Consider the following 26,828-nt stretch of genomic DNA (forward strand, 5'->3'; position numbering starts at 1 on the left):
TTTTGGAACATTATTAAGAATTGATGTCTTTACTTTAACCTAACAAACTAATCACCTTGAAAAATAAACTCTTTTTAACCGTTTTATTCCTTTCACTCTCAACTGTTTTATTTGCTCAAGAAGTAGAACGGGTTGAGGTTAATGGCAAAATTATAGCCAAAAATGATGTTGAAGGCGTAACAATTTATAATGCATCCGCTAATAAAGGTACAGTAGCTGATGAAAATGGTGATTTTAAATTAGAAGTAGCGTTAAACGATGTTGTTGAGGTTTCAGCACTACAATATGTTTCGGTTGAAGTTAGTGTAACGCAAGATGTTGTGGATTCAAGAATTCTTCGCTTATTTTTGGTTGAAGAACTTAATAGGTTGAGTGAAGTAATTCTGTTGCCATCGCTTTTAACAGGAGAAATACATGTTGATATTGATAACGCAGATTCTCAAAGATATATTGAAATGCATTTTGGTGATTTGAGTGATATGGAATTTGGAGAAGACCAATATTCTGAAGTTCGTAATATTATTACTAGTGAGGGTAAATACTATAATGGCGTTGACTTTGCGCGCATATTTGGGCTTAACAAGTTGTTCAAGCGAAAAGATAAGACACCCACACACAAAGAAATGGATTCTAAATATACTGATGTACTGGCAGCAAAATACTCACAGGCATTCATCAGTGGTAATTTTAATATTCCTAATGACCGCGTTACTGAATTTATAGCTTACGTTAATTCAAAGGACTTTGATCAGAACCTTCTTCAAGATGGAAACGAAATGAAGCTTATAGAATATTTAAATACGCAAAGTAAGCAGTTTCTAAAGTCTAATAATGGGAAAGAATAACCTTCTATTTATTGGATTGTTTTTGTTTGTATGCTTTTATAGTTATACTCAAAATATCGAATTATTAGGAAGAGTTCAAAGTGACTCTGATGTAGAAAATATTCATGTAATTAATAAAAGAGCTCAACGTTTTACCACTACCAACAGTTATGGTGAATTCAGGATTTCAGTTTCTTTAAATGATACCTTGATTTTTAGTTCAGTACAGCATAAGTTACTTACTATTTTAATTGATAAGGAGATTTTTGATGATAAAACTTTAGTGGTTTATTTAGAAGAGCAAATTAATGCGTTAGATCAGGTAGTAGTTGGTAAAGTGCTTACAGGCGATATTCTTTCTGATGTAGGAAATGTTGAAGGAGAGCCCATGACATCAAAAAAAGCAGGAATACCAAGTTATCAAGGTAAGCCTAAAACTCAAAGTGAAAGAAGGTTAAACGAAGCAACAACTGGAGGTGGGATTGTACCATTAAATCCTATTATTAATGCCATAACTGGTAGGACAAAGGAACTGAAAAGGCGTATTTTACTTGAAGAGAAAGAAACCTTAATGTATAACATAAAAGCTCGCTTGTCAGATGATTTATTTACACTTGAACCTTTGGAAGAAGACTATATTATGGAATACTTTTATTTTGTGTCAGAATCCGAAGATTTTTTGGAACGCTGTAAGAACAAAAGCGATATTCTAATACTTGAGTATTTATTACAGAAAATCAGAGTTTACAAAGGAAATAAATTTCAAAGTAGAGATTAATAGTTGTTTGGAATGCTTTTTGGAATAAGTATAAATATTACTTTTATACAAAATTATGTTTTATGAATTTTTTAAAGAAGTTGTTTATTGTTCTGGTTATTCCGTTGTGCGCGTTTACTGCTGGTCATAAGTATTATGTGAGCGTTACACAGATAGAGTATGTAAAAGAAAAAGCATCAGTCCAAATAATTTCTAGGATATTTATTGATGATTTTGAAAAACTGCTGCGCGAACGTTACAATCCGGATATCACCTTGTCAAAAGATGGAGAACCAGCCGAAGTTGATTTTTATGTGGAAAAATATTTAAGAGAAAAAATCAAAATTAAAATAAATGGCAAGGATACAGATGTAGTTTTTATTGGTAAGGAATATGAAGCTGATATTATGTACTGTTATATGGAGATTGAAAATGTGAAGAGCATCTCATCTTTTGAAATTACCAATCAAGTTTTATTTGATTTATATGGTGAACAACAAAATATAGTTCGCACAGAGATTAACAACAAAAACAAAAGTTTTATACTTATAAGAGAAAATGATAAAGGTTTGTTAAACTTTTAAGTTTGTATTAATATACCTCAAAAAATCGTTAATTTTCGCTTCAATTTTTTTGTAATTAAATCAACTCATGAAAACATTTAAGTATCTTATCTTATCTGCTTTGTTTATTTCAGTTGGAGCATTTGCCCAAGAAGATGAACAAAAGCCAGAGCGTAAACCAGGTCATACAAACAACAACAAATTTAAACAGTTGTATGATGAATTTTCAACACCAAATATGTTTAGAACAGCATCAGGAGCTCCTGGACCAGCTTATTATCAGCAACAGGCGGATTATAAAATGGATTTAGAGTTGAACGATGATATTGCCAGAATTACGGGTTATGAAACTATTACATATCACAATAATTCACCAGATGAATTAAAGTATTTATGGGTTCAGTTAGATCAAAACATGCGTGCTCCAGATTCACAAACACCATTAATTCAGAGTGATGGTGTAGCACCAGCTCAAAGAGCTGGGACTTTCGTTAATTCTTATATGAAAGAAAAATTAGAGCGTGGTTTTAATATAGAAGAAGTGACGGATGTGAATGGTAAAGCATTGCCGCATATGATTAACCGTACTATGATGAGAATTGATATGCCAAAGCCATTAAAAACAGGCGAGAAATTTTCGTTTAACATTAGATGGTGGTATAATATTAATGATCATGTTAATGAAGGTGGACGTTCAGGATATGAGTATTTTGAAGAAAACGATAATAGAATTTATGTGATTTCTCAATTTTATCCAAGAATGGCTGTTTATAATGATGTTGAGGGTTGGCAAAATTCACAGTTTTGGGGACGTGACGAGTTCGCATTGCCATTCGGGAATTTTGAAGTAAATATTACAGTACCGGCTGATCATATTTTAGATGGTACTGGAAGACTTATGAATAGAAAAGAGGTCTTTTCAAAAGAGATGATGAATCGTTATGAGCTTGCCAAAAAAACATATGATAAGCCAGTAATGATTGTTACACAGGCTGAAGCAGAAAAAACTGAAAAAACAAAATCAAAAGATAAAAAAACATGGAAGCTTTATGCTGAAAATGTTCGTGATTTTGGTTTTGCAACTTCAAGAAAATTTATTTGGGATATGATGGCCGTTAAGATTGGAGGCAAAGATGTTATGGCAGTTTCCATGTACTCCAAAGAAGGAAATCCTTTGTGGGAACAATGGTCAACATATGCAGTTGCAGCAACTTTAAAGTCCTATTCACGTATGACATTTGATTATCCATACCACAAAGCCATCTCTGTACATGCACCAATGGGAATGGAATATCCAATGATTTGTTACAACTTTGGTCGTCCAGATAAGGATGGTAATTATAGTGATAGAACCAAATTTGGAATGATCAGTGTTATTATTCACGAAGTTGGTCATAACTTTTTCCCTATGATTGTTAATAGTGATGAACGTCAATGGACGTGGATGGATGAAGGTTTAAATACATTTGTGCAATATGTCGCTGAACAGGATTTTGGTGAATGGCATCCAGATGCGTTATCGGAAGGTCAAGATAAGTATCCATCACGTCGTGGTCCTGCAGCCAATATTGTTCCTTATATGGGTGGTGATCAGGATTTCATCGCACCAATAATGACTAAAGGACTCAACACCTATCAATTTGGTAACAATGCCTACGGTAAGCCAGGTACGGCTTTAAATATTTTACGCGAAACAGTAATGGGACGTGAATTGTTTGATTACGCGTTTAAAGAGTATGCAAATCGTTGGATGTTTAAGCACCCAACACCTGAAGATTTCTTTAGAACCATGGAAGATGCTTCTGCATTTGATTTAGATTGGTTCTGGAGAGGTTGGTTCTATACTACAGATTATGTTGATATGGGAGTGAAAGAAGTGAAAAAATTCTATGTTTCTAGTGAGCCTAATGAGTATGTGAAAAACATTGTTAAAGAACGTGGTATGAAGTTAAGTGATTTGCCACCGTTGGTTTACATGGTTGAAGAGGGTAGTGATGAATATAAAGAAAGTATGAAAAATGGTACTCTTTTAGAAAACTCACCAACGCTTAATGAATATGTAATGGATAACTTTACTGAAGAGGAACGTAAAAATATCAAACAGCCAAAATATTTTTACAATGTTACTTTTGAAAAGCCAGGAGGATTAGTAATGCCGATTATTGTTGAATATACTTATGCTGATGGAACATCCAAAACAGAAAAGTATCCAGCGCAAATATGGCGTTTAAATGATAAAGAAGTTAGTAAAGCTGTTGCATCTGATAAAGAGATCGTTAAAATCACTTTAGATCCAAATCTAGAAACAGCCGATATTGATACTTCTAACAACTCTTGGCCAAAAGAGGTTAAGCAAAGCCAGTTTGACCAATTTAAAAATGAGGTAAAAAATTAAAAAAAATAATTTTATATAAGCCGACTTATTTAAGTCGGCTTTTTTTATTCATATCAAACAACTCACTATATTTGTAGCGTGATACAACAAGCAACTTTTTTATTTATAGGTACTACCGAAATTGTATTTATACTATTTATAGTAATCATGCTATTTGGTGCTGATAAGATTCCTGACATAGCCAAAGGTTTAGGGAAAGGTATGCGTATGCTTCGCGATGCATCGAATGATATAAAGACTGAAATCACCAAAAGTGCCGAGAAAAACGGTATTGATACTAGTGTGACCAAAGATGTCCAAGATGAGCTGAACAAAGTAAAAGACGACTTGGAAGATTTTACAGGGTCAGTGAGAAGAAAGCTTTAAAATATTAATCTTTACGGTGTATTTTAACTGATTTTTCTGCTAAAGAAATTCTGTTAACGAAAAAAAATTCATTTTCATCCTGTTTTTTGAATAGATTGGAGTATTTCTTAAATATTGCAATACCCAAATAAACCATAACAGAGATGAAAAGTAACCTACTAATCAGCTTTTTATTTGTTATTTCGCTTTCATTCTCACAAAGTGATCGAGAAGTAATTAATTTTATTGATAGTTTAAATACACAAGCAATAAAGCATTATAATAATAATGAAATCATGCTTGCTTTTAATAATTTTAATGATGCAATTAAACTATCAGACTCCATAAGTGATAACTACGGTAATGCTGTTGCAAACTTTAATTTAGGAAATATTTATGCTTACATGCATGAGTATGTTGATTCTAAAGCATGTTATGAAAGAATGCTGGCTTCTTCGCTAAAAATAGATGATAATTATTTGATAGCAAATTCTTATAAAAGTTTAGCAAAATTATCTGAAATACAACATCCAAATGAAGTTATTCCTAATTTAGAAAAAGCATTAGAATATGCTCAAAAAACTGATGTTAGGGATCTGGACAACATTGACAAACAAAAAAGTGTTTTGTTTGATATTAGAATGTATTTAAGTTCAATCTACTTAAATAAGAATAATTATGATTCTGCATTAATTTATCTATTACGAGCAGAAAACAATTTAAATGACTTGTCATACAACGCCTATAACAGTGCTTTTTTTAATTATTCATATGGACTTTATTTTATTCAAAAAGAGTTATATAACAAGGCTAATGATAAGTTTATTCAAGCCATAGAACACCTTCAGGGAAATACTCATGATTTAAACAGCAACCTGCTTTTTAGTAAAATTTATAAAGATTTATCTTTGTCGTATGCCCAACTTGAAGATACTGACATGGCCTATTATGCATTAAAAGAACATAATAGCTTTAGAGATGAATTTATTAATGAAGAAAAGGTAAGACAGGAAAATATATCAAAATCTAAATTTTATTTAGCAGAATACAAACAAATAGCAGAGAGCGCAAATAATGAGCGGTTGATTCAGGAACAAATCACTCAAAAAGTAAAAAACATCAATATCATTATTATAATAACAAGTATCGTATTAGTTATTTCTTTAATAATGATTTACAGAAATTACAGATCAAAACGTAAATTAAGTCAGATTCTTGAAGCACAAAATAAACAGTTAGAAATAGCAAAAGATCAAGCTGAAAAATCATCCCAACTTAAAACTAAATTTATTTCGAATGTTACACATGAATTAAGAACACCACTTTACGGTGTTGTTGGGCTAACGTCATTACTATTAAAGCGTAATGATTTAAGTGAACGTGATGGGAAATTTTTAAAATCTCTTAAGTATTCTGGCGATTATCTTTTGAATTTAATTAATGATATTTTACAAATTGGTAAAATTGAATCTCAAAAAATGGAATTGAAACCAACTTCTGTTAATATCAGAGAGTTAGTAGATAACATTATAGATTCGTTTGAGTATAAATTACAAGAGACAAACAACAAAATAAAAGTTGAAATAGATGACAAAGTCCCAACATTTTTGAAGTGTGATGGTGTTAGGCTTTCTCAAGTACTTATCAATTTAGTGGGAAACAGTGTTAAATTCACCGAAAATGATACAACTTTTGTAGAAATTAAAGTTCTGAATATAAAGCCAGAAAATGTGTGCCTTCACTTTTCAGTGAAAGACAATGGACCTGGTATTCCAAAAGAAAAACAAGACAGTATTTTCGAAAACTTTTTACAGTTAGATGAGAATAATAATATCAATTATAAGGGTACTGGATTAGGTTTGTCGATAACTAAAAATTTGGTTGAACTATTTGGAAGTACAATTAAATTGGAAAGTGAAGTTGGCCAGGGTTCAACTTTTAGTTTTGATGTTACTTTTGAAATTGACAATGAAACTATGCAGAAAGCCAATAGCAATAAACCAAAAACGCTTAGACTAAATAATAATTATAAGATTTTAGTAGCAGAGGATAATAAAATAAACCAAATAGTTACCAAAAACATACTTGAAAAAGGAAACTTTCATTGTGATATTGCAAAGAATGGATTAGAAGCTGTTAAAGCTATGGAAATTGGTAGTTATGATTTAATATTGATGGATATTAATATGCCATTAATGAATGGTAATGAAGCGACAAAAGCTATTAGGCAAACCAATAATCAAATTCCAATAATAGCCTTAACAGCAGCTGATATAGAAGAAGTTAAGAAAGATTACAAGGCTATTGGTTATAATGATATCATTACAAAACCATTTGACAATTCTCATTTTTATCAAACAATTCTAGCTAACATTCACAAGAGTAAAAATGAGTTGAGTGAAAATCCAGTTTTAGTAAAAGTTTCCTAAAAAAATTATTTCTTTCTACTGATGGTCAAACCATCACGAATGGGTAATATAACAGTTTCAACTCTTGAATCCTGTTTTAAGAGTTTATTGTATTCAATTAATGCAGGAGTAGAGGTGTCTTCCTTTTTGAATTTAGTGTCTAAAACTTTACCACTCCATAAAACGTTATCAGACAGAATGATTCCTCCTGGTACAAGTTTGTCAATAATTAGCTCAAAGTAATTAGCATAATTTTCTTTGTCAGCATCAATAAAAACAATATCAAAATCTTTGTTTATAAGAGGAATAATCTCAATGGCATCACCAACATATTGATGAATTTGTTTACCATAAGCTGATTTATCAAAGTATTGACGCTGAAAGTCTTGTAATTCTTCGTTAATGTCTATCGTATGAAGCTCACCTTCCTTTTGTAGCCCTTCTGCCATACATAATGCTGAATAACCTGTATAAGTACCAACTTCTAAAATGCATTTAGGGTTAACCAATTTAGAAATCATACTCAATATTCTGCCCTGATAATGCCCACTCAACATGCGTGGCTGTAAAATCTTCTGATAGGTTTCACGTGTTAATTGTTGCAATAATTCTGGCTCATTTTCAGAATGGTTTACGATGTAAGTATCTAGGTCTTCGGAAAGGAATTGCATGTTATGTAGTTTGTTTTGTTATTTTTTTATTGATAAACAAGACAATTGAAACTTGTCAGGTCGAGCGCAGTCGAGACCTATTTTATTCATTTGGACTGTAATTTGAATGGGTAGCATTTCTGCATTCCGATAAAATTTGTAACATGTTAAAATCACCATTGGCTAAAGCAAATTTTTTCTTCGCGCTCCAATTTTTTATATTTTTTTCAAAATAGATTGCCTGTTCAATATTATTAAATTCTTGTTGAAATATTAATTTTAGAGGTCTTCTTTTGTAAGTAAAACAATTTTTATTTAATCGTTGTTGATGTTCGTCTAGTCTTCTTGCAATATTATTTGTAACTCCAGTGTAAGTGAAATTGTCTGAACATTTTAATATGTAAACATGATATGATTTCATTTAAAAAACCTCTCGACTGCGCTCGAGGAGACAACTCTTTGTATTTAACCTAATATTCGATTTACTAATTTTTCTTTTGCTGTTTTATCTTCGCCACAAAGCCATTGTATTACATTATCTTCCCACATGGCATCACGCTCATCTTCATTTATAATATTTCGTTCAATAGCTAAATCTAAAATTTTCCCTGGATAAGAAGACTGCTTGGCACTTTCCATTTCACCTAATGGATAAGGGTCATCCAACCCTACCAATACTTGTTTTGATGTTTGATTTTTAATCAATAATTCCAAACCACCAGTATCATGTACCAGTGTGTCAAAGAAGATGTTTTTATGTCCTACGGCCTTTCTTGGGTGACTTTTACCCTCAAACAAATCAGGACGACCGTCAAAGCCTTGAATGCGTCTTCCTAAATTAATTTGCGCTAACTGACCTCCATGTGCAAAGCATGTTCGCATATTAGGATATTTATCCTGATAACCATTAAGGGTTAAAAAGTGATAGGCATCTGCGCATTGCGCTAACATCCAGATAAGATGAAAACGCCAAGATGTATTTTCAAGTTTAATAAACTTTTCTCCATCATATGGATGAATCTCTACTGCCAAATTATATTTGTTGGCTAATTCAAAAATTGGTTCGTTTTCTTCATCAAAAATACAACGCCAAGTACCAATGGTGTCCATATAATGGGTTGGAAGACATAATAATTGTAACCCTAACTCTTCAACACAACGCTCAATTTCCCAACAGGCACCTCTTACAAAGCCAGGGTGTACTACAAAACCACAGGTAAATTTACTTGGGTTTTCGTGTTGAATTTTGGCATTAAAATCATTTTGAAAACGTAAGGCTTGTTTCATTTCCTCAACACGCAAACCATTACCATAAAGTTGCGAGAGGTTCAGAACAACAGCGTGGTCAATATTAAAACGCTGCATCCAAGCCAGTTTTTCGTTTAGGAAAAAGCTGGAATCCGTAATAGGTCTATTCCAATCTTTTTGAAGCATAAATTTCCGATCCTTATCAACCCAAAAAATCCCCTTGTCTTTCATGAATTGCGGGATTTCCTCTGGGTAGGGCAGAAGATGTGAATGACCGTTTATTCTTAATTTGCGTTTTTCCATGTTTACTTCCTACAAAAGAGGGAATCTTTTAATTTATATTCAATCTTAAACTAATAGTTAATCTTCAATTTTTACTTTTTTAGGAGGCTGCATCACGTCGCCACAATTTGGGCAGGTACGTTTCATATCATCACCATAATACGCATCAAATATTTTAGGCATGTCGGTTTCAATATTATCTAAAGTAAAATCTTCTTCGTATAATTTTGTCGTACAATTTTCACAAAACCACAATAAAGCATCTTGAACACCCTCTTCTCTAGGATATTCTATAACTAAACCCACTGTGTTTGCTCCACGTTGTGGCGAATGAGGCACTTTTGGTGGTAGTAGAAAAATCTCACCTTCTCGTATGTGAATGTCTTTTGGTGTTCCTTCATCGATAACTTTTAAGACAATGTCCCCTTCTACTTGATAGAAAAATTCAGGTGTTTCGTTATAGTGATAGTCTTTTCGGCTATTAGGACCTCCAACAACCATGACAATAAAATCACCATCCTTCCAAACAACTTTATTGCCTACAGGTGGTTTTAACAGATGTCTGTTTTCCTCTATCCAAGCTTTAAAATTTATAGGTGGAAATAATTTACTCATGATGCTATGCTTTTTTCATTAATCTATGACCTAAAGTTACAAAGTTTGCAATCAATTTTGGTTATATTGACTAGTGTTTATTTTTTTATTCTTTCCAAATTTGATATCCAGAATGCTGTAAGCGCCATTGGAATAATCTACGGTTATATATATCTGATATCTCGGTTTCAGCTTGTTGCCACTTACTTTATAGATATTGCGTTCATACCAAAATATTTCTCGGTCATCTTTTACTTCAATGTGCTCATTGGAATCCACTTTAGCTCGGGAATATTCTTTTGAAAGATAAGAAGATTCAATTTTCAAATACACCGTATCCACTAATGTCGTTTCTGTAAGAAAAGGATAAATATTTTCTGATTCATCAAACTGTATCCAATCTGCTATTTGTTTAATTGTTGAAATTTGGTCAACAGGCGCATTGGAATAGTTTTTAACTGCAAATTGTGCATTTGCAGTGATGGAAAGTAAAAAGAATATTATTGAAATCTTTGTTTTCATCACTGTTTATAAACTTTTTGTGCGCCCACCATCTACAGGAAGATTAATGCCATTGATATAACTAGCACATTCACTAGCAAGAAAAGTAATGGCATAAGCCAACTCTTCTGGTTTCGCAAATCGTTTTGCAGGTACTGCTTGCTTCATGATATTTGCTGCTTCATCTTCAGAATTACCAGTTTTAGCCGATTTGTTTTTAATAATTTCAGTAAGTCGTTCGGTTCCTGTGGCACCAGGTAAAACATTGTTTACCGTAATACCAAATTGACCCAATTCATTGGCCAGAGTTTTACTCCAATTGGCTACTGCACCTCGAATGGTGTTGCTTACACCTAGTCCATCGAGCGGTTGCTTTACAGACGTTGAAATAACGTTTATTATTCTACCATACCCTTCACTTTTCATAAAAGGAACAATGGTTTGAGCTAAAACGTGATTACATTTTAAATGCTGGGTAAAGGCACTTTCAAATTCAGAAATATCAGCAGAAAAAACGGGTCCACCTTTAGGGCCTCCAGTATTATTGACTAAAATATGAAAGCCGTGATTTTCACGAATATATCTTGAGACTCTTGTTTTTAATTCTTCAGGGTTTGAAAAATCTGCCACGATATAATCATGAGATCTTTGTTGTGGTAACTCTGAAATTGTAGCTTTTAATTTTTCTTCGTTTCTAGCAATTAATGTGACTTGAACACCTTCTTGTGCCAAAGCTATCGCTGTTGCTTTACCAATTCCAGCTGTACTCCCACAAACAAGAGCGTATTTATTGTTTAAGTTTAAGTTCATTTTATTTTTAATATTTTATACAAACATTTTTTGGTTCTGTAAAAAAGCGTAAAGCTTCAAACCCACCTTCACGACCAACACCAGAAGCTTTTACGCCTCCAAAAGGTGTTCTTAAATCGCGCATCATCCATGTGTTTACCCAAACTATTCCTGCTTGCAATTGGTTACTCATGCGCATAGTACGTTTTAAATTGTTTGTCCACAGTGTAGCCGACAAACCATATTTTACTTTGTTAGCCATTTTCAAGACTTCATCTTCAGTATTAAATGGCATAATGGTAACTACAGGGCCAAAAATTTCTTCTTGATTGACCCGGCATTCATCATTTGGAACTTCAATAACGGTTGGTTCTAAATAATAACCGTTTTCATGACCTTCGACAATAACTTTATTGCCACCACAGAGAATTTTGCCGTTTTCACTTTTTGCAATGTTAATATAATCCATCACTTTTTCTAAATGTGGTTGAGATACTAATGCACCTATATTGGTTGATTCTTCTGATGGATGACCAACTTTTAAATTCTTAATTTTATTTACAAAATCGGTTTTAAATTTTTCGTAGATGGATTGCTCAACAAAAATGCGACTACCACAAAGGCAAATCTGACCTTGATTAGCAAATGATGAGCGGACTGTGGTATCTAACATATCATCATAATCACAATCTGCAAAAATGATGTTTGGGTTTTTACCACCTAATTCCAAGGATAATTTTTTAAACATTGGTGCTGCTACTTTTGCTATATGAGCTCCTGTTGCTGTGCCTCCAGTGAACGAAATGGCTTTAATATCTGGATGCTCAATAATAGCTTGACCTGTTGTAGTTCCTAATCCGTGAACAATATTTAAAACGCCTTTTGGGAGTCCAGCTTTATTACATATTTCACCTAACAAATAGGCTGTCATTGGTGTTACTTCACTAGGTTTGGCCACAACACAATTACCTGCTGCTAAAGCTGGTGCAATTTTCCAGGTAAAGAGATAGAGTGGAAGATTCCAAGGTGAGATACAACCTACAACACCAATAGGTTGACGTAAGGTGTAATTAATAGCTTGTTGTCCCGTGCTTTCATGACTTTCGCTAGAAAATTGTGTAATAGCATTTCCGAAGAATCTGAAATTACTAGCTGCTCTTGGAATATCTACAGCTTTTGCCAAACTAACAGGTTTGCCATTATCTTTACTTTCAGCTTCTGCAAAGCGTTGTAAATTGCCTTCTAGTAACTCCGATATTTTTATAAGAATGCGACTGCGTTCTTCCAATGTGGTTTGTGACCAGCTAGGGAAAGCCGATTTAGCTGCTGTATAGGCGTTTTCAACATCTTCTGATGATGAGTTTGGAATTTGCCCATAAACCTCACCATTAGATGGGTTGTAGTTATCTATCCAATTATCTTGTATCGGATTATAAAATGTTCCGTTTATATAGTTTTGTATGTTCATGTCATTCACAAATGAAGAACCAAGAAAATGGAGTCAAGACTAATTTTCTTGTCACTTGGCTCTTGTGTCTTTAATCTTTTTCCTATAAGCCATCACTTTTATCTCCACAACCAAATCAGGATGCGGTAATTGGTGAACGGCAACAGTAGTACGTGTTGGACCATTTTCTTTTTCAAAAAACTCGGCATAGGCTTTATTATAACCTGCAAAATCGTTCATATTTACTAAAAAGGAGGTCACATCAACAACATCTTTTAAAGAGGCTCCAACAGTTTGTAAGTTTTTATCAATGTTTTTTAAAACTTCTCGAGTTTGCACTTCAGCATTCAAGCGTTTGGTTCCCATTTCGTCTATTATATCAACACCAGCAATCGTATTATCCGATCGACGTGAACTGGTACCTGAAACGAATATGAAATCGCCTACTACTTTTACATGTGGATAGGCTCCTCTTGGTGTTACTTTTGTTCCTTCGCTCATAATTATGATTTTAAACCGGCAATTCTATTATCCTCCAGTATGTTTTCGGTTTTGGTTTTTACTTTTTCTAAAATTGTTTTTAAAACTGCTTTATCTGTCAGGTCAAGCGCAGTCGAGACCTCACCATCAGCCAGCATATTTAATATGGCTTTGTCTTGAGCACGACCTCTTAACATAGCTTCACGATATCCTATATCTTCATTAAAAGTCACCAACGAATATTTTGACGAATACTCATCTGGAAACGTTTTCTCAAAAGCCATTTCCAAAGTGCGTTTTTCTCTGAAATTAGGATGGTTTACATGACCTTTCATTTCGTAGAAATTGTCAATTGCCAAATCGGCAATAGCATCGGTATCTTTTTTGCGATTCTTCTCGTAAACCTTAAAAATGGTTTCCCAATCATCAAATCCTTGATCAAGAACCTTGTCAAATTCTACAACATCTTCAAACGACGCATTCATGCCTTGTCCATAAAAAGGCACGATGGCATGTGCTGCATCTCCCATTAATAAGGTGTTGCCTTTGTAATGCCATGGTGAACACTTTACAGTACCTAATGGTGCTGTTGGGTTTTCGAAATAATCATCAACTAGGTTTGGCATTAAATCCAGCGCGTCCTTGAAATATTTAGTAAAGAATTCTAATACACGTTCTTTAGTTGTAAGGTTATTGAAATTGTACTCACCCTCATCAAAACTTAAGAACAAGGTAACCGTAAAACTGCCATCTAAATTAGGAAGTGCAATAAGCATAAAGGCTTCGCGACCCCAAATGTGTAAGGCATTTTTATAGGTTTTAAAACTGCCATTTTCACCCGGAAGAATACTTAATTCTTTATAACCATGTGTCAGGTAATCTTGCGAAAAACTAAACAGGAATTTACGTTCTAAATAATAGCTTTTTCGTAATGCAGAACCTGCACCATCTGTTCCAATAATAATATCGGCATCTTCAATAAACTGTGTTTTGGTATCGTAATCTTTGAATGTGGCAGTGGTTTTTACAAAATCAACTGCTTTACATTTTTTATTAAAGTGAATTTTTACATTGTCGTGTTTTTCAGCTTCATCCAGTAGTAATGCATTTAATCCGCCTCGAGAAATGGAATTGATATACTCATGGTCACGACCACTATAAGGCGCTAAAGTGGTGTTGCCTTCAATATCATGAAGCATTCTACCGTTCATAGGAATACAAAGTGGCATAACTTTATCTTTAATGCCAACTAAATTCATAGCCTTTATTCCACGATCTGAAAATGCCAAATTTATGGATCGTCCTGCTGAAATATCAACTTTACGCAAATCTGGACGCATTTCGTAAACCGTTACATTGTAACCACGTTGACCCATACGCAGAGCAAGGAGTGAACCACAAAGGCCAGCTCCTATTATTAATACGTTTTGTTTATTACTCATTCAAAATATGCTTTAATTTTTCAACCATTTGATAGACATCCTCAAATGAATTATATAATGGAACTGGTGCACAACGAATAACATCAGGTTCACGCCAATCACTTATCACACCAGCTTCTGTTAATTTATTATGCAATATTTTATCAGCATTCTTGACTTGAATTGAAAGCTGACAACCGCGTTCTTCAGGATTTTCCGGAGTAATAATTCGTATAGTATCCTCACCTAATCGTTTCAATAAAAATTCAAAATAAGCGGTTAGTTTTCTAGATTTTTCATTCAATTTATCAATGCCTACTTCATTAAAAATATCTAATGATGCACGAATAGCCGCTAACGATAGAATAGGTGGATTGCTTAATTGCCAGCCTTCAGCTCCTGGTAATTGGTCAAATTCATGACGCATATTAAATCGAGTTTGCTTGTTATGACTCCACCAACCTGTAAATCGGTTTAAATCTTTGTTATGAGCATGACGTTCATGAACAAAAGCACCAGCTAAACTTCCTGGGCCAGAATTTAAATATTTATACGTGCACCAAACGGCAAAATCGGCTCCTGATTCGTGTAAATTGAGTTCTACATTTCCTGCACCATGTGCACAATCAAACCCAACCATGCAACCGTAATTATGACCTAATTTGGTTATGCGTTTTAAATCAAAATATTGTCCTGTGTAATAATTTACACCTCCAATCATGATTAGAGCCACTTCGTTACCGTGAGCTTTCATAATGGCTTCTAAATCTTCATAACGAACCAATTCTTCACCTTCGCGAGCTTTCCAAAGAATTAAACCGTCTTTATCATCAAAACCATGATGGCGTAACTGTGATTCAACAGCATATTTATCTGAAGGGAAGGCATCAGCCTCAATAATAATTTTATAGCGTTCTGTAGTGGGTTTATAAAACGATACCATCATGAAATGCAAGTTAGCAGTAAGCGTATTCATGGTAACCACTTCAATCGGTTTGGCACCGACTACTTTTGCCATGCTTTCTGTTAGAAATTCATGATAGGGTAACCACGGATTTTTGGCTTCAGTATGACCTTCAACACCGAGATTAGCCCAATCTTCAAGTTCCTGATTAATATAAGATTTAGTAGTTTTTGGTTGTAAGCCTAAAGAATTTCCGCAGAGATAAATAAGTTCGTTTCCATCTTCATCTTTTGGAATATGAAACTGTTTTCTGTACTTTGATAAAGTATCTAATTGATCTTGTTGTTTAGCGTATTCTAGACCTAATTTATAAGTGGACAATGTGCGTGATTTTTCGGTTTCCAACAAAAATAAGAATTATAAGTTTAGAAATGAAGATGGGATAGCGAGATAATTTAAAGCTAGCTTTTTTGTATCTTTAAGAAAAGTAAACACAATGGGAAAAACAAAAGAATATAGTAATGGTGAAACCACCATTGTTTGGGAGCCAGAAAAATGTATTCACTCTGGAATATGTGTAAAAGGCTTACCAAACGTTTTTCAGCCTAAAGATAAACCGTGGATTAAAGTTGAGGCAGCAACAACTGATGAGCTAGTGAAACAGGTAAAGCAATGTCCATCTGGTGCTTTAAGCTATTACATGAATGATGATGCCGATAAAAGTTCAGAATCATTGGAAACTAAAGTTGAAGTACTTGAAGATGGTCCACTTTTGGTTTATGGCACGTTGAAAGTAACCCATAAAAACGGTGATCAGGAAACCAAAAATAAGACAACGGCTTTCTGCAGGTGTGGCGCTTCACACAATAAACCGTATTGTGATGGCACTCACGTAAAAAATGAATTTAAAGGTTAAAAAAAACAGGCTTCAATTAAAAAAAATGGAAGCCTGTTTCTGAATATATATAGACGCTTACTGCGGGATATTTATTATATATACGGATGAAAAATAATTTTGGATTATTTCTTATTCAATTTTTACATCAGTAAAATATAATTCCCAATTGTCTGACGTTTTTTTATAACTCATTGGAATAACGATACCATTTAATTCCTTATTGTCCTCCCAAGTTGTCATCATGGTAGGTTCTTGAGCATTAGCCTTTCTGTAAATCCATTCCTCAATCACAAAATCATCATTGAAATAAAAATCATAAGCATCTCCAGGTGTATAGCCGCCCTCGCTGGAATAGGTTAAGGTAATTTTATTCAATTCTTTATTAGCTAATGGAGAATTTTCTTTTGAAGGTTCTGAAATAGTTGTACCAGAATCCCAAACCAAATTAAAAGGTGTTAACAACCAATATTTGTCATTGATAAAAGCTTTGTCTGCATTAATAAATGTACTGTCTATTTTACTTCTGTTATAGCGCAGCGTATCGTTTTTGGATTTTAAAACAACATCATTTGTTTTTGGGTACCATGCCCATGAACGCTCAAAATGACTGCTATCACGATCTACATTAAAAGTAAATTTCACAGTTTCAATAGTTTCCCAATTCTCAATACCGTAACGCTTTGCAATTTTTTCGGCAATGGTAAGCTCCATCACATTGGTTGTTTCAGGTTCTTTTTTATCGGATTTACAAGCCAGAATAGTTATACTGATTGCAATAAGTGTCATTATTTTTTTCATACGAGGTTTTCTGATTTTGTGCGAAGTTATACTATTTTAGTATCAAATTCTAGTTTATTATGAATACCGAAAACAACTATTTCGAAATTAATAAGGCCACATGGAATGAAAAAGTAAAGATACATTCTAAAAGCAAAATGTATGATTTACAAGCGTTTAAAAATGGCAAAAATTCTTTGATGCCTTATGAGTTGAACGCTCTTGGTGATATTAATGGGAAGTCATTATTACACTTGCAATGTCATTTTGGGCAGGATACCTTGAGTTGGAGTCGGTTGGGAGCACAATGTGTAGGTGTAGATTTAAGCGACGAAGGTATAAAACTAGCTCAAACCCTTAATAACGAATTGCAATTAGATGCCGAATTTGTGTGTTGTAATGTTTTAGATACTTCTAAACATGTAAACGAAACATTTGATATAGTGTTTACCAGTTATGGTGTGATTGGTTGGTTGCCCGATTTAAAACCTTGGGGACAAATGATTGCCGAACGCTTAAAGCCAGGTGGCACATTTTATATGGTAGAATTTCATCCCATAGTTTGGATGTTTGATTATTTGGAAGGGAAACCGGTTATGAAATATGGTTACATGCAAGATGAAGCTATTTATGAAGAATATGAAGGCACTTATGCTGACACCAACTCTAAAATGGTAAGTAAAGAATACGGTTGGAACCATGGATTAAGCGAAGTTATCAATGCTTTAACAGAAGCAGGTTTGCAGATTGATTATTTAAATGAGTACGATGAAAGTCCGTATAATGTCTTGCCTGATTTGGTTAAAACCGATTCTGGTATGTTTGTCACTCAAGATAAATTGTATCCCTTAATTTTTGAGGTGAAGGCTAGGAAAAATTAGAGGGTTTTATATTGTTGTACACCGTTATTTTTTATACAGTCTTTCAATCATTGAGTGATTTCCATTCACAAAATGTTCCAAATAAGTCAATGATTTTTCTAAACTAAATCCCCAAACATCATCAACTACCATTTTTTCTTTTTCTCCTAATAACCCAAATAAAACTTTTACTTTTTTTGGTCTATTGTACCAAAGAGAAAATTCAAGATTTTGGTTTTTATCATAATTAGCGGTCAAACAAAAACTTTTTCCGTTTTCAATACAAGTAAAGTCAAGAGAAGGACTGTAATGAATACTTTCAGGTTTTAATGAATCCGAAAATTTCAACTTTTCAATCCAAGGATAATTTTCAGCTATTTTCCGTACTTCATTTCCAGATATAGGTTTATTGAGATATTCAATATTTTCTTTTTCAGGGTGGCATATAGAATATTTATAGGTCATTTTTTCGTTCAGTTTAATTGTGTACAACGATTTGATATGGATAGTTTTAATACTGAAGTAAATTCAGCACAAGTTATTTATATCAACTGTAAACGAAGTTCAGCTTTTAAACTTAAAAAGTCAAGTTATTGTTTGTCATTCCAGCATTTCGACAAGCTCAATGTGACAGCCATGAATGACAGCTAAAATGGATTCCTGCCTTCGCAGGAATGACAGAATGCTCAGGAATTGATTTAATGATTCTCTTTTAATACCTCTGGCATTTTTCGTTTAAAACGATTTAAACGTGGAATAGAAACATTTTGAACGTAAGGATTATCTCGATTATAGCGTTCGTAGTCTTGGTGATAATCCTCTGCTACCCAGAATTTCTGAAACGGATACACTTCTGCAGCAACAGGTTCATCTAATTGTTTTTGGAGAGCGGCTTTCTTTTTTAAGATAATATCTTTTTGCTCTTGGTTTTGATAAAAAATTATGGAGCGATATTGTGAGCCTCTATCTGGACCTTGACCATTAACCTGTGTTGGGTTTTGTGATGCGAAATAAACATCCACCAAGGTTGAGAAACTCACCACATTGGGGTCATAAATAACTTCTACGGCTTCAGCATGTCCAGTGCGTCCTGTATTGCTGGCCTCGTAGGTTGGATTCTTTGTGTGTCCGCCAGCATAACCTGAAATGGCTTCATCAACACCTATTACACTTTCGTAAACAGCTTCAACACACCAAAAACAGCCACTGGCAAAATAGGCTTTGGCTTTTCCGTTTTGCACTGGGACTTCAATAGGATCGGCATTTATGACAGCTAGTTGTTCTGGGTTTGTTTGAGCCGTGTTACTACAACTCCAAAAAAGTGCTAATAAAAAGAATGGAAATATTGATTTCATAAATAAGTTTTTCTTTTAATAGACGAAATAAAGCAGAAAACCTTAATCAAGCAACTGTGAAAGTTTTATTAAATAAAAAACCCCAGACCGTAAAGTCTGGGGTTTTAAGTATTCGTGTGAATGGATTATAGTTTAGCAAACATTTTTTCCATTTTTGTTTTTTCTTCTTCAGCTAAAGCTGCATCTACCAAAATACGGCCACTATGTTCGTCAGTAATTATTTTTTTACGCGAAGCAATTTCCATTTGAACTTGTGGTGGAATTGTAAAGAATGATCCACCAGAAGCACCTCTTTCAATTGGCACAACAGCTAATCCATTTTTTACATTGTTTCTTATGCGAGAATACGCAGCAACTAAACGCTCTTCAATAGAGTTTTTGTAGTCGTCTGATTTCTTAATTAAAGCTTCTTCCTCTTTTTCAGTTTCGGCTAAAATGGCATCTAACTCACTTTTCTTATGCTTAAGATGTGTTTGGCGCTCTTTTAAACGGTCTTTAGTTTCAGCAATAACCTCTTTCTTTTGCTCAATTTGAGCTTTATATTCTTTGATGTTTTTTTCAGCTAATTGAATTTCCAATTCCTGATATTCAATCTCTTTTGAAATAGAGTTAAACTCACGGTTATTACGAACATTTTTTTGTTGCTCGTTATATTTTTTGATTAAGGCTTTAGCCTCTTCAATAAGATTCTTTTTAGAGCTAATATCGTTATTGATGACCTCTAAACTTGCTTCCAGTTTTTCAAATCTGGTGTTTAATCCAGCAACTTCATCTTCTAAATCACGAACTTCTAAAGGAAGTTCTCCACGAACGTTTCTAATTTCATCGATACGAGAATCGATAAGTTGTAAATCGTATAATGCTCTTAAGCGCTCTTCTACAGTTACTTCTTTCTTTTTTGCCATACTTTAAAAATACTTAACAGGATTGGTATTGGTCTTTGATAAAACGACTGCAAAATTAGTAATTTTTTTTGTAAGATACGTCACTAAAAAGTTTTTTGTGAACTGCTCACTTTCATAATGACCAATATCGGCCAATACGATGTTATTTTCAGCTTGAAAAAAGTCGTGATATTTTAAGTCGGCTGTCACAAACATGTCAGCACCAGCACGTTTAGCGGCAGAAATAGCAAAACTGCCTGACCCTCCCAAGACAGCAACTTTACTGATGGGTTTTTCCAATAATTTGGTATGTCTGACGCTTTCAGTATTCATTTTAGCTTTCAACAAGCGCAAAAAATCATTTTCTGATAGCGGTTTTTCTAACTCACCAATCATACCCATACCAATATTTTGATTGGTATTTTCGAGTGTTACAACCTCATAAGCGACTTCTTCATAAGAGTGATTTTCAAATAGGGCCTTTAAAACTTTGGACTCGGCATGTTTTGCAAATGTTACTGAAATTTGCGATTCAGGTTCTTGATGCTGTTCCAGTTTCTTGCCTTTTGTAGGATTGGAATCTTCGTTGCCCTTGTAGGTGCCAGTTCCTTCAACATTGAAACTACACTCGCTGTAGTTGCCAATATTTCCAGCTCCAGCATTAAAAAGTACTTGACGCAATGCTTCAGCTTCTGAAATGGGTGCATAGGTCGTCAACTTCTTAATGGTTTGCAATTGCGGAATTAAGGTTTTACGATTATGTAAACCCAATTGTTCACAAATGATATTATTTACACCTAATTTGGCATTGTCCAAAGCTGTGTGAATGGCATAAATACTTATGTTGTTTTGAATGGCTTTTAAAACAGTGCGTTCAACATATGTTTTCCCAGTCAGTTTTTTTAAACCTTTGAAAATTATAGGGTGAAAACTAACAATTAAGTTGCAGTTGTTTTCTGTAGCTTCATCTACAACAGTTTCTAAAGTGTCTAAAGTTACCAATATACCTGTTAGTTTTGCTTGTGAATTACCAACCAAAAGTCCTGTATTGTCAAAATCTTCGGCATAAGCTTGTGGAGCCAATGTTTCCAAATGATTAATTACATCTTGTATAATCATAAATAGTGTATTTCAAACAAAGATAAAATTTTTACAAGCATGAATCTCATATTTTATAATTGATGAAAAAGGTGTTGTAAAAAAATAATCTTTACTTTGTTTTAAATTATGTGTTATTGTCACAACAATGAGATTTTTAAGAGCCTTACTATTTCCTGTTGTTCCCATTTACTTTATGGTTACCTGGTTGCGGAATAAATTATATGACTTGGGTTTGAAAAAATCAAAAGCCTATAGTTTCCCTGTTATATGTGTTGGTAATTTAAGTACAGGAGGCACTGGTAAAACACCCATGGTTGAATATTTGATACGCTTGCTTAAAGAAGACTTTACGCTAGCGACGTTAAGTAGGGGTTATGGTAGAGCAACCAAGGGTTTTTTAATGGCTACTGAAAATACTACGGCTCAAACATTGGGTGATGAGCCTTATCAATTTTATCATAAGTTTAAAGAAGATGTAGTGGTGGCTGTTGATGAGCAACGGCAACATGGAATATCTCAATTACGAGAATTGCAAAATAAGCCAGATTTAATCATATTGGATGATGCTTTTCAGCACAGAAAAGTGAAAGCAGGCATTAATATTTTATTGACCAGTTATCATAATTTATATACAAATGATATTGTTTTGCCAACTGGTAATTTACGAGAGCCAAGAAAAGGGGCCAAGCGTGCTGATATTATTGTAGTGACTAAATGCCCTTTAGGTGTTTCGGAACATGATAAAGAACGAATCACCAAAGCAATTAATCCTGAAGAATATCAAATGGTTTTTTTTAGTACCATAGACTATTCAGAAGCGGTTTTTAGTGATTCTGAAACCTTAATGATAAATAGTTTAAAACCATTTACATTGGTTACAGGAATTGCAAATCCAAAGCCTTTGCTTGAGCAATTAGATAAAAACGGGACAGAGTATGAGCATTTGAATTATAAAGACCATCATAATTTTTCTAGTGCTGAAATAAAAGTGCTGGAACAAAAAGATGTTATTGTAACCACAGAGAAAGATTACATGCGGTTAAAAACATATAATACTTTGAAAGATAAGTTGTTTTATCTACCTATTACAACTCGAATTGAAGATTCAGACGTATTTGATAGTAAAGTAATGGAGTTAGTAAAGGGTTGTCATTAATCAATTAAGCCGATTCCGTTTTGCCTCCAATAAGTGCTTCGTATAATTTTTTCTCGAAATCTTCTTGCTTGAATGGTTTTGAAATAATATCAGTAAATCCGGCTTCGTCAAACTCATGCATTTTGTCTTCTAGGGTGACAGCAGTAAGTGCGAAAATGGTTATATTCTTATCAAACCCACGAATAAGTTTAGTAGCTTCGAGTCCGCTAATGCCTGGCATATGAATGTCCATTAATATTACATCATAAGTGGTTTCTTTAGCTTTGCTAACAGCATCTTCACCATTATCAACAACCTCACAATTAAGCTTCATTTTATTCAAAATCTTTTTAGTAATCATTTGATTGATTTTGTTGTCTTCAACGACTAATATTTTAATGTTGCTTAATTCCAATTCGTCAATATTATTAAAATATTCAACTTTTTTAGGCTTGGCTACTGCTTCAGCATATTTAACTGGTATCTCAAAAGTAAAAGTTGAGCCTTTGCCAAGTTCACTCTTTAAATAAATTTTACCTTTTAGTATTTCAATAAGTCCTTTAACAATGGATAAACCTAAACCAGTACCACCATATTTTCGGTTAATTTGAATAGAACCTTGGGCGAAGCTTTCAAAAAGCATTTCTTGTTTTTCCTTACTAATACCTATACCATTATCTTCAATTTCAAAACGTACCAGATAATTATCACCATCCTGCTTTAACTTATAAGCTCTAACCCAGATATCGCCATCTTTTGTAAATTTAATAGAATTACCTATTAAATTAATTAATATCTGCGATATTTTAAGCTGATCTGCATTAAAAGTTTCAGGTAAGTCACTATCATACTCAAAATGCATTTGGATGTTGTTGTCCAATGCAGAATTGTTTAGGGCAGCAATAACATTGGTTATTTTTTTCTTCAGGTTGAAGTTTTCAGGTTCAATATCAACTTTGTTGGCTTCTATTTTATTTATCTGTAAAATATCATTGATAAAGGTTAATAAATATTCTCCAGAAAATTTTAATGATTTTAAATGCTGAAGTTGATTAGGTTTTGGATCTTCATCCAATAGCATATTGGTCAAGCCTGTCACAGCGTAAAGTGGTGTGCGTAACTCGTGAGTTACAGTTGAAAGGAAATTGGCTTTTGTTTTAGAGGCTAATTCAGCTTTTTCTTTTGCAATTATAAGCTCGCCATTTTTTTTATGGAGCATATTGTTGGTCTTGAGCCTAATATTGTTGTTCTTATATAAAGAAAGTGTCAAAAGTGATAGAATGGTAATTAAAGCAATACTCAAAATAGTTGTCAGTTTACTCAAGCTATTGGCTTCTTTTTGTTCTTCTAAATCGGCAGCTTGCTGTTTTTGAAATTCCGTTTGGTTATTAAGCAATACCTGAATGCGCTTTTCAGGAGATAAACTTTCTCGCTTCAACTCTAGCAGTGAATCAGAAAGTGTCATGTGTTGTTTTAAGAAAGCATTTGATTCCTTATAGTTGCCAATTATTTGATTGATGTCAGATAATACCAGAAAACCGTTAGATAGAACTGTATTAAACCCATATTCTTTGGCTATTTTTAAGCCATCATTTGCTGTTTGTAAACCAACATCTGTTTGACCCAGTTTTACCAATGCATAACCATTGTAAATCATGGCACTACTTTTAATTTTGTTAAGTTCGTAGCGAGTTGCCAGTGATATGGATTTTTCTAATTGTTTTTTTGCATTATTAAAATCCTCTAACTTGATAAGCGTTTTTCCTTCATAGAGTAGTACTTCGGACACAAAATCATTGAGTCCTTCTTGTTCAAATAAAGATTTTGAAGAGATAAAATAATCTAAAGCTTGGCGGTAATCTTTTTTACTGCTGTAAACATTACCCAAAACCTTGTAAGTTTCGGCTAAATTCACATCGTCTTTGGCTAATCTTTGAATCTCATTAGCTTTAAAAAGGCTTACTAAAGCATCATCAGGCTCTTCAATAATATATTGAAGCTTGCCCATTTTAGAGTAAATAATACCTATACTTTTTTTACTACTAATCTGTTCAGCGAGAACAAGCGCATCTTCAAGCTTTTTTTGAGCCTCAAAATAATCGCTGTTTTCAATGTCTTTTTGTGCCTGATCAATCTTATAATCAATACTAATTTGTATAGTTTCAGGATCCTCACTTATTTCATTTTGTGATGAAATACTGATGCTAAACAAGCATATAATAGCACATATATATTTTGTAATCTGGGACATTTTATTATTACTATATATCGACAAATATAAATATTTATTCGATAAAAGTCACTTTTTTATCGATAAATTGCAAATTAAATCAATAATTCTTTGAGAATAGGCAGTTTCATTATCATACCATCCAATGATTTTTACCATGTTTCCGATAACAGAAGTCATTTGAGAATCAAATATACAAGAATGGGTATTTCCAACAATATCAATGGAAACGATTGGATCTTCGGTGTAGGCAAGAATATTTTTTAAATAGCCTTCAGAAGCTGATTTAAAGGCTTTGTTGATATTTTCAATCGATGTTTCTTCTTTAACGTTAAAAGTAATATCGGTTAGAGAACCATTGGCTACAGGAACACGAATACCGCATCCGCCAATAACATCAGATAGTTCTGGGAATATTTTTGTTAGTGCTTTCGCTGCACCTGTTGTAGTTGGAACAATAGATTGACCGGCTGCCCTTGCACGCCTTAAGTCTTTGTGTGGTTGATCGTGCAGACTTTGATCGGTTGTGTAGGAGTGAACTGTAGTAATGTAGGCTTGCTTAACACCACATAATTTATTTACAACATCAATCATTGGCGCAGCGTTGTTGGTAGTACAGGAGGCATTTGAAATAATTTTTTCAGTACCATCCAGACTATCATCATTTATTCCAAGTACAATCGTTTTTATGTCATCTTCTAACGGTGGAACGCTTAAAATAACCTGTTTGGCTCCATTGGTTAAATGCTTATTGAGGGCTTTAGAAGTTTTAAATTTCCCGGTAGCTTCTATAACGATATCAACTTTATTGGATTTCCAATCTATATCTTTCGGATGTTTGTGATTTGACAGCCGAATTTTTTGGCTATTGACTATAATATGATTTTCGTCGTAAGATAGGTTTTGATTGAAAATACGGTGAATGCTGTCATATTTTAATAAATGACTTAAGGTTTTACTGTCAGTCAGGTCATTAATGGCAACAACCTTAAGTTCCGTATGGTCTTGTAAAAGTCGAAATACTCTTCGGCCAATACGCCCAAAACCATTTATTCCTATGCGAATCATTAATTAATATGTTTTTGAGCTTTGTAGGAAGATCTCACTAGTGCGCTACTTTCTACATGTCTGAAACCCAAGTCTAGACCAATTTTCTTGTATTCTTCAAATTGGTCTGGCATGATAAACCGTTTTACGGGTAAATGTTTTTTACTAGGTTGCAAATATTGCCCAATGGTGACAACATCAACATCATTTGCTTTTAAGTCGTGAAGGGTTTCAATGACTTCTTCTCTGGTTTCTCCTAAACCGAGCATAATACCAGATTTGGTTCGTCTTTGTCCTTGTTCTTTTAAATATTTTAAAACACCTAAACTTCTATCGTATTTTGCTTGAATACGCACTTCACGTGTTAACCTACGAACGGTTTCAATATTATGTGATACAACTTCTGGAGCAACTTCAATAATTCTATCAATATGTCTCTCTATGCCTTGAAAATCAGGAATTAAAGTTTCTAAAGTGGTTTCAGGATTCATCCGCCTGACTGCTTTTACAGTTTCAGCCCACATAATGCTACCCATATCTTTTAGGTCATCACGATCCACACTGGTTAAAACAGCATGTTTTATTTTCATGATTTTTATGGAGCGGGCTACTTTTTCTGGTTCATCCCAATCAACTGTTTCAGGTCTTCCAGTTTTTACACCACAAAAACCACATGATCTGGTACAAATATTTCCCAAAATCATAAAAGTAGCTGTGCCTTCTCCCCAACATTCACCCATGTTTGGACAACTACCCGATGTGCAGATGGTATTAAGATTGTATTTATCTACCAACCCTCTTAATTCGGTGTATTTCTTACCAGTTGGTAATTTTACACGTAACCATTTTGGTTTGGGTTCACGGCCAGGTAATATATTTGATTTTGTTTCAGTCTTCATATACTATTAATTGCGCGGCAAAGATACAAAACTA

27 protein-coding genes are annotated in these 26,828 nt (G+C 33.7%); 9 read left to right on the forward strand and 18 right to left on the reverse strand.

The window, feature by feature from the left end:
- Nucleotides 1–56: 56 nt before the first annotated feature.
- From HGK31_RS12660 to HGK31_RS12685, 6 genes are all read left to right on the forward strand, one after another.
- Nucleotides 57–845, forward strand: a complete 789-nt coding sequence (locus tag HGK31_RS12660; RefSeq protein ID WP_191860467.1) for a carboxypeptidase-like regulatory domain-containing protein — start codon at nt 57–59, stop codon at nt 843–845.
- Entirely contained in the window at nt 832–1,602 is a 771-nt protein-coding gene (locus HGK31_RS12665) for a peptidase associated/transthyretin-like domain-containing protein (RefSeq protein ID WP_191860468.1), read from the forward strand. The genes HGK31_RS12660 and HGK31_RS12665 overlap by 14 nt, the downstream gene beginning before the upstream one ends.
- A gap of 62 nt (nt 1,603–1,664) precedes the next feature.
- Nucleotides 1,665–2,165: a DUF6702 family protein gene (locus HGK31_RS12670; protein WP_191860470.1), complete on the forward strand. Its 501-nt coding sequence runs from the start codon at nt 1,665–1,667 to the stop codon at nt 2,163–2,165.
- A gap of 67 nt (nt 2,166–2,232) precedes the next feature.
- Nucleotides 2,233–4,539 (forward strand): M1 family metallopeptidase, encoded by a 2,307-nt coding sequence (locus HGK31_RS12675; RefSeq protein WP_191860472.1) that lies wholly within the window; start codon nt 2,233–2,235, stop codon nt 4,537–4,539.
- A 78-nt stretch (nt 4,540–4,617) separates the two neighbouring features.
- Nucleotides 4,618–4,905: a Sec-independent protein translocase subunit TatA/TatB gene (locus HGK31_RS12680; RefSeq protein WP_104735609.1), complete on the forward strand. Its 288-nt coding sequence runs from the start codon at nt 4,618–4,620 to the stop codon at nt 4,903–4,905.
- Nucleotides 4,906–5,048: 143 nt separating this feature from the next.
- Nucleotides 5,049–7,313 carry an ATP-binding response regulator gene (locus tag HGK31_RS12685; RefSeq protein ID WP_191860474.1) on the forward strand — a complete coding sequence of 755 codons (2,265 nt, stop codon included), beginning with the start codon at nt 5,049–5,051 and terminating at the stop codon, nt 7,311–7,313.
- A 5-nt stretch (nt 7,314–7,318) separates the two neighbouring features.
- Here the strand turns inward: HGK31_RS12685 and HGK31_RS12690 are convergent, their stop codons facing one another.
- The 10 genes from HGK31_RS12690 to kynU form a co-directional block, all read right to left on the reverse strand.
- Entirely contained in the window at nt 7,319–7,963 is a 645-nt protein-coding gene (locus HGK31_RS12690; protein WP_191860475.1) for an O-methyltransferase, read from the reverse strand.
- Nucleotides 7,964–8,045: 82 nt separating this feature from the next.
- The gene (locus tag HGK31_RS12695) at nt 8,046–8,363 is read right to left on the reverse strand and encodes a GIY-YIG nuclease family protein (protein WP_191860477.1); all 318 of its coding nucleotides are present in this window, start codon (nt 8,361–8,363) and stop codon (nt 8,046–8,048) included.
- Nucleotides 8,364–8,407: 44 nt separating this feature from the next.
- Nucleotides 8,408–9,493 (reverse strand): amidohydrolase family protein, encoded by a 1,086-nt coding sequence (locus HGK31_RS12700; protein WP_104735613.1) that lies wholly within the window; start codon nt 9,491–9,493, stop codon nt 8,408–8,410.
- A gap of 57 nt (nt 9,494–9,550) precedes the next feature.
- The gene (locus tag HGK31_RS12705) at nt 9,551–10,087 is read right to left on the reverse strand and encodes a 3-hydroxyanthranilate 3,4-dioxygenase (protein WP_191860479.1); all 537 of its coding nucleotides are present in this window, start codon (nt 10,085–10,087) and stop codon (nt 9,551–9,553) included.
- 51 nt (nt 10,088–10,138) lie between these two features.
- Entirely contained in the window at nt 10,139–10,588 is a 450-nt protein-coding gene (locus HGK31_RS12710) for a hypothetical protein (RefSeq protein WP_191860481.1), read from the reverse strand.
- 6 nt (nt 10,589–10,594) lie between these two features.
- Nucleotides 10,595–11,377: an SDR family oxidoreductase gene (locus tag HGK31_RS12715; RefSeq protein WP_191860483.1), complete on the reverse strand. Its 783-nt coding sequence runs from the start codon at nt 11,375–11,377 to the stop codon at nt 10,595–10,597.
- Between the two features lie 7 nt (nt 11,378–11,384).
- A complete protein-coding gene (locus HGK31_RS12720; RefSeq protein WP_191860485.1) occupies nt 11,385–12,824 on the reverse strand; it encodes an aldehyde dehydrogenase in 1,440 nt (479 codons plus the stop codon).
- 51 nt (nt 12,825–12,875) lie between these two features.
- Nucleotides 12,876–13,304, reverse strand: a complete 429-nt coding sequence (locus HGK31_RS12725; RefSeq protein WP_191860487.1) for a RidA family protein — start codon at nt 13,302–13,304, stop codon at nt 12,876–12,878.
- 2 nt (nt 13,305–13,306) lie between these two features.
- Entirely contained in the window at nt 13,307–14,725 is a 1,419-nt protein-coding gene (locus HGK31_RS12730; RefSeq protein WP_191860489.1) for an FAD-dependent oxidoreductase, read from the reverse strand.
- Entirely contained in the window at nt 14,718–15,989 is a 1,272-nt protein-coding gene (gene kynU, locus HGK31_RS12735; RefSeq protein ID WP_191860491.1) for a kynureninase, read from the reverse strand. Before kynU ends, HGK31_RS12730 begins: the two co-directional genes overlap by 8 nt.
- A gap of 115 nt (nt 15,990–16,104) precedes the next feature.
- Here kynU and HGK31_RS12740 point away from each other — a divergent pair, with 115 nt between their 5' ends.
- Nucleotides 16,105–16,524, forward strand: a complete 420-nt coding sequence (locus HGK31_RS12740; protein ID WP_104735620.1) for a (4Fe-4S)-binding protein — start codon at nt 16,105–16,107, stop codon at nt 16,522–16,524.
- Nucleotides 16,525–16,635: 111 nt separating this feature from the next.
- Here HGK31_RS12740 and HGK31_RS12745 read toward each other — a convergent pair whose 3' ends face one another.
- Complete coding sequence (locus HGK31_RS12745) at nt 16,636–17,304, reverse strand: hypothetical protein (protein ID WP_191860493.1); 669 nt, start codon at nt 17,302–17,304, stop codon at nt 16,636–16,638.
- Nucleotides 17,305–17,363: 59 nt separating this feature from the next.
- On the opposite strand from HGK31_RS12745, the gene HGK31_RS12750 reads away from it, so the two are divergent.
- Nucleotides 17,364–18,164 carry a class I SAM-dependent methyltransferase gene (locus HGK31_RS12750; protein ID WP_191860495.1) on the forward strand — a complete coding sequence of 267 codons (801 nt, stop codon included), beginning with the start codon at nt 17,364–17,366 and terminating at the stop codon, nt 18,162–18,164.
- Between the two features lie 24 nt (nt 18,165–18,188).
- On the opposite strand, the gene HGK31_RS12755 is transcribed toward HGK31_RS12750, so the two are convergent.
- From HGK31_RS12755 to HGK31_RS12770, 4 genes are all read right to left on the reverse strand, one after another.
- Nucleotides 18,189–18,608: a hypothetical protein gene (locus HGK31_RS12755; protein WP_191860496.1), complete on the reverse strand. Its 420-nt coding sequence runs from the start codon at nt 18,606–18,608 to the stop codon at nt 18,189–18,191.
- Nucleotides 18,609–18,841: 233 nt separating this feature from the next.
- A complete protein-coding gene (gene msrA, locus HGK31_RS12760) occupies nt 18,842–19,498 on the reverse strand; it encodes a peptide-methionine (S)-S-oxide reductase MsrA (protein ID WP_191860498.1) in 657 nt (218 codons plus the stop codon).
- Nucleotides 19,499–19,623: 125 nt separating this feature from the next.
- Nucleotides 19,624–20,403, reverse strand: coding sequence for a zinc ribbon domain-containing protein (locus tag HGK31_RS12765; protein WP_104735628.1), 780 nt, complete (start codon nt 20,401–20,403; stop codon nt 19,624–19,626).
- A gap of 3 nt (nt 20,404–20,406) precedes the next feature.
- Complete coding sequence (locus HGK31_RS12770; protein WP_191860506.1) at nt 20,407–21,501, reverse strand: Nif3-like dinuclear metal center hexameric protein; 1,095 nt, start codon at nt 21,499–21,501, stop codon at nt 20,407–20,409.
- 127 nt (nt 21,502–21,628) lie between these two features.
- Here HGK31_RS12770 and lpxK point away from each other — a divergent pair, with 127 nt between their 5' ends.
- Nucleotides 21,629–22,639 (forward strand): tetraacyldisaccharide 4'-kinase, encoded by a 1,011-nt coding sequence (gene lpxK / locus HGK31_RS12775; RefSeq protein ID WP_191860508.1) that lies wholly within the window; start codon nt 21,629–21,631, stop codon nt 22,637–22,639.
- A gap of 4 nt (nt 22,640–22,643) precedes the next feature.
- On the opposite strand, the gene HGK31_RS12780 is transcribed toward lpxK, so the two are convergent.
- From HGK31_RS12780 to lipA, 3 genes are read right to left on the reverse strand one after another with little or no spacing between them, the layout of a single operon-like run.
- The gene (locus HGK31_RS12780; RefSeq protein ID WP_191860510.1) at nt 22,644–24,869 is read right to left on the reverse strand and encodes a tetratricopeptide repeat-containing hybrid sensor histidine kinase/response regulator; all 2,226 of its coding nucleotides are present in this window, start codon (nt 24,867–24,869) and stop codon (nt 22,644–22,646) included.
- Nucleotides 24,870–24,917: 48 nt separating this feature from the next.
- Nucleotides 24,918–25,916 carry a type I glyceraldehyde-3-phosphate dehydrogenase gene (gap, locus tag HGK31_RS12785; protein WP_191860518.1) on the reverse strand — a complete coding sequence of 333 codons (999 nt, stop codon included), beginning with the start codon at nt 25,914–25,916 and terminating at the stop codon, nt 24,918–24,920.
- A complete protein-coding gene (gene lipA, locus HGK31_RS12790) occupies nt 25,916–26,794 on the reverse strand; it encodes a lipoyl synthase (RefSeq protein ID WP_191860520.1) in 879 nt (292 codons plus the stop codon). The genes gap and lipA overlap by 1 nt, the downstream gene beginning before the upstream one ends.
- Nucleotides 26,795–26,828 lie beyond the last annotated feature (34 nt).

It is taken from the genome of Hanstruepera ponticola, from assembly GCF_012931685.1.
GTDB lineage: Bacteria > Bacteroidota > Bacteroidia > Flavobacteriales > Flavobacteriaceae > Hanstruepera > Hanstruepera ponticola.

Excerpts from the sequence above, each read along its gene's own strand:
- HGK31_RS12700 (WP_104735613.1), bottom strand. The coding sequence starts at position 9,493 with ATGGAAAAACGCAAATTAAGAATAAACGGTCATTCACATCTTCTGCCC.
- HGK31_RS12690 (WP_191860475.1), bottom strand. The coding sequence starts at position 7,963 with ATGCAATTCCTTTCCGAAGACCTAGATACTTACATCGTAAACCATTCT.
- lipA (WP_191860520.1), bottom strand. The coding sequence starts at position 26,794 with ATGAAGACTGAAACAAAATCAAATATATTACCTGGCCGTGAACCCAAA.
- HGK31_RS12670 (WP_191860470.1), top strand. The coding sequence starts at position 1,665 with ATGAATTTTTTAAAGAAGTTGTTTATTGTTCTGGTTATTCCGTTGTGC.
- gap (WP_191860518.1), bottom strand. The coding sequence starts at position 25,916 with ATGATTCGCATAGGAATAAATGGTTTTGGGCGTATTGGCCGAAGAGTA.
- HGK31_RS12685 (WP_191860474.1), top strand. The coding sequence starts at position 5,049 with ATGAAAAGTAACCTACTAATCAGCTTTTTATTTGTTATTTCGCTTTCA.
- HGK31_RS12770 (WP_191860506.1), bottom strand. The coding sequence starts at position 21,501 with ATGATTATACAAGATGTAATTAATCATTTGGAAACATTGGCTCCACAA.
- msrA (WP_191860498.1), bottom strand. The coding sequence starts at position 19,498 with ATGAAATCAATATTTCCATTCTTTTTATTAGCACTTTTTTGGAGTTGT.
- HGK31_RS12745 (WP_191860493.1), bottom strand. The coding sequence starts at position 17,304 with ATGAAAAAAATAATGACACTTATTGCAATCAGTATAACTATTCTGGCT.
- HGK31_RS12730 (WP_191860489.1), bottom strand. The coding sequence starts at position 14,725 with ATGAGTAATAAACAAAACGTATTAATAATAGGAGCTGGCCTTTGTGGT.
- HGK31_RS12715 (WP_191860483.1), bottom strand. The coding sequence starts at position 11,377 with ATGAACTTAAACTTAAACAATAAATACGCTCTTGTTTGTGGGAGTACA.
- HGK31_RS12740 (WP_104735620.1), top strand. The coding sequence starts at position 16,105 with ATGGGAAAAACAAAAGAATATAGTAATGGTGAAACCACCATTGTTTGG.
- HGK31_RS12710 (WP_191860481.1), bottom strand. The coding sequence starts at position 10,588 with ATGAAAACAAAGATTTCAATAATATTCTTTTTACTTTCCATCACTGCA.
- HGK31_RS12750 (WP_191860495.1), top strand. The coding sequence starts at position 17,364 with ATGAATACCGAAAACAACTATTTCGAAATTAATAAGGCCACATGGAAT.
- lpxK (WP_191860508.1), top strand. The coding sequence starts at position 21,629 with ATGAGATTTTTAAGAGCCTTACTATTTCCTGTTGTTCCCATTTACTTT.
- HGK31_RS12765 (WP_104735628.1), bottom strand. The coding sequence starts at position 20,403 with ATGGCAAAAAAGAAAGAAGTAACTGTAGAAGAGCGCTTAAGAGCATTA.
- HGK31_RS12705 (WP_191860479.1), bottom strand. The coding sequence starts at position 10,087 with ATGAGTAAATTATTTCCACCTATAAATTTTAAAGCTTGGATAGAGGAA.
- HGK31_RS12725 (WP_191860487.1), bottom strand. The coding sequence starts at position 13,304 with ATGAGCGAAGGAACAAAAGTAACACCAAGAGGAGCCTATCCACATGTA.
- HGK31_RS12695 (WP_191860477.1), bottom strand. The coding sequence starts at position 8,363 with ATGAAATCATATCATGTTTACATATTAAAATGTTCAGACAATTTCACT.
- HGK31_RS12720 (WP_191860485.1), bottom strand. The coding sequence starts at position 12,824 with ATGAACATACAAAACTATATAAACGGAACATTTTATAATCCGATACAA.
- HGK31_RS12675 (WP_191860472.1), top strand. The coding sequence starts at position 2,233 with ATGAAAACATTTAAGTATCTTATCTTATCTGCTTTGTTTATTTCAGTT.
- HGK31_RS12665 (WP_191860468.1), top strand. The coding sequence starts at position 832 with ATGGGAAAGAATAACCTTCTATTTATTGGATTGTTTTTGTTTGTATGC.
- HGK31_RS12780 (WP_191860510.1), bottom strand. The coding sequence starts at position 24,869 with ATGTCCCAGATTACAAAATATATATGTGCTATTATATGCTTGTTTAGC.
- HGK31_RS12755 (WP_191860496.1), bottom strand. The coding sequence starts at position 18,608 with ATGACCTATAAATATTCTATATGCCACCCTGAAAAAGAAAATATTGAA.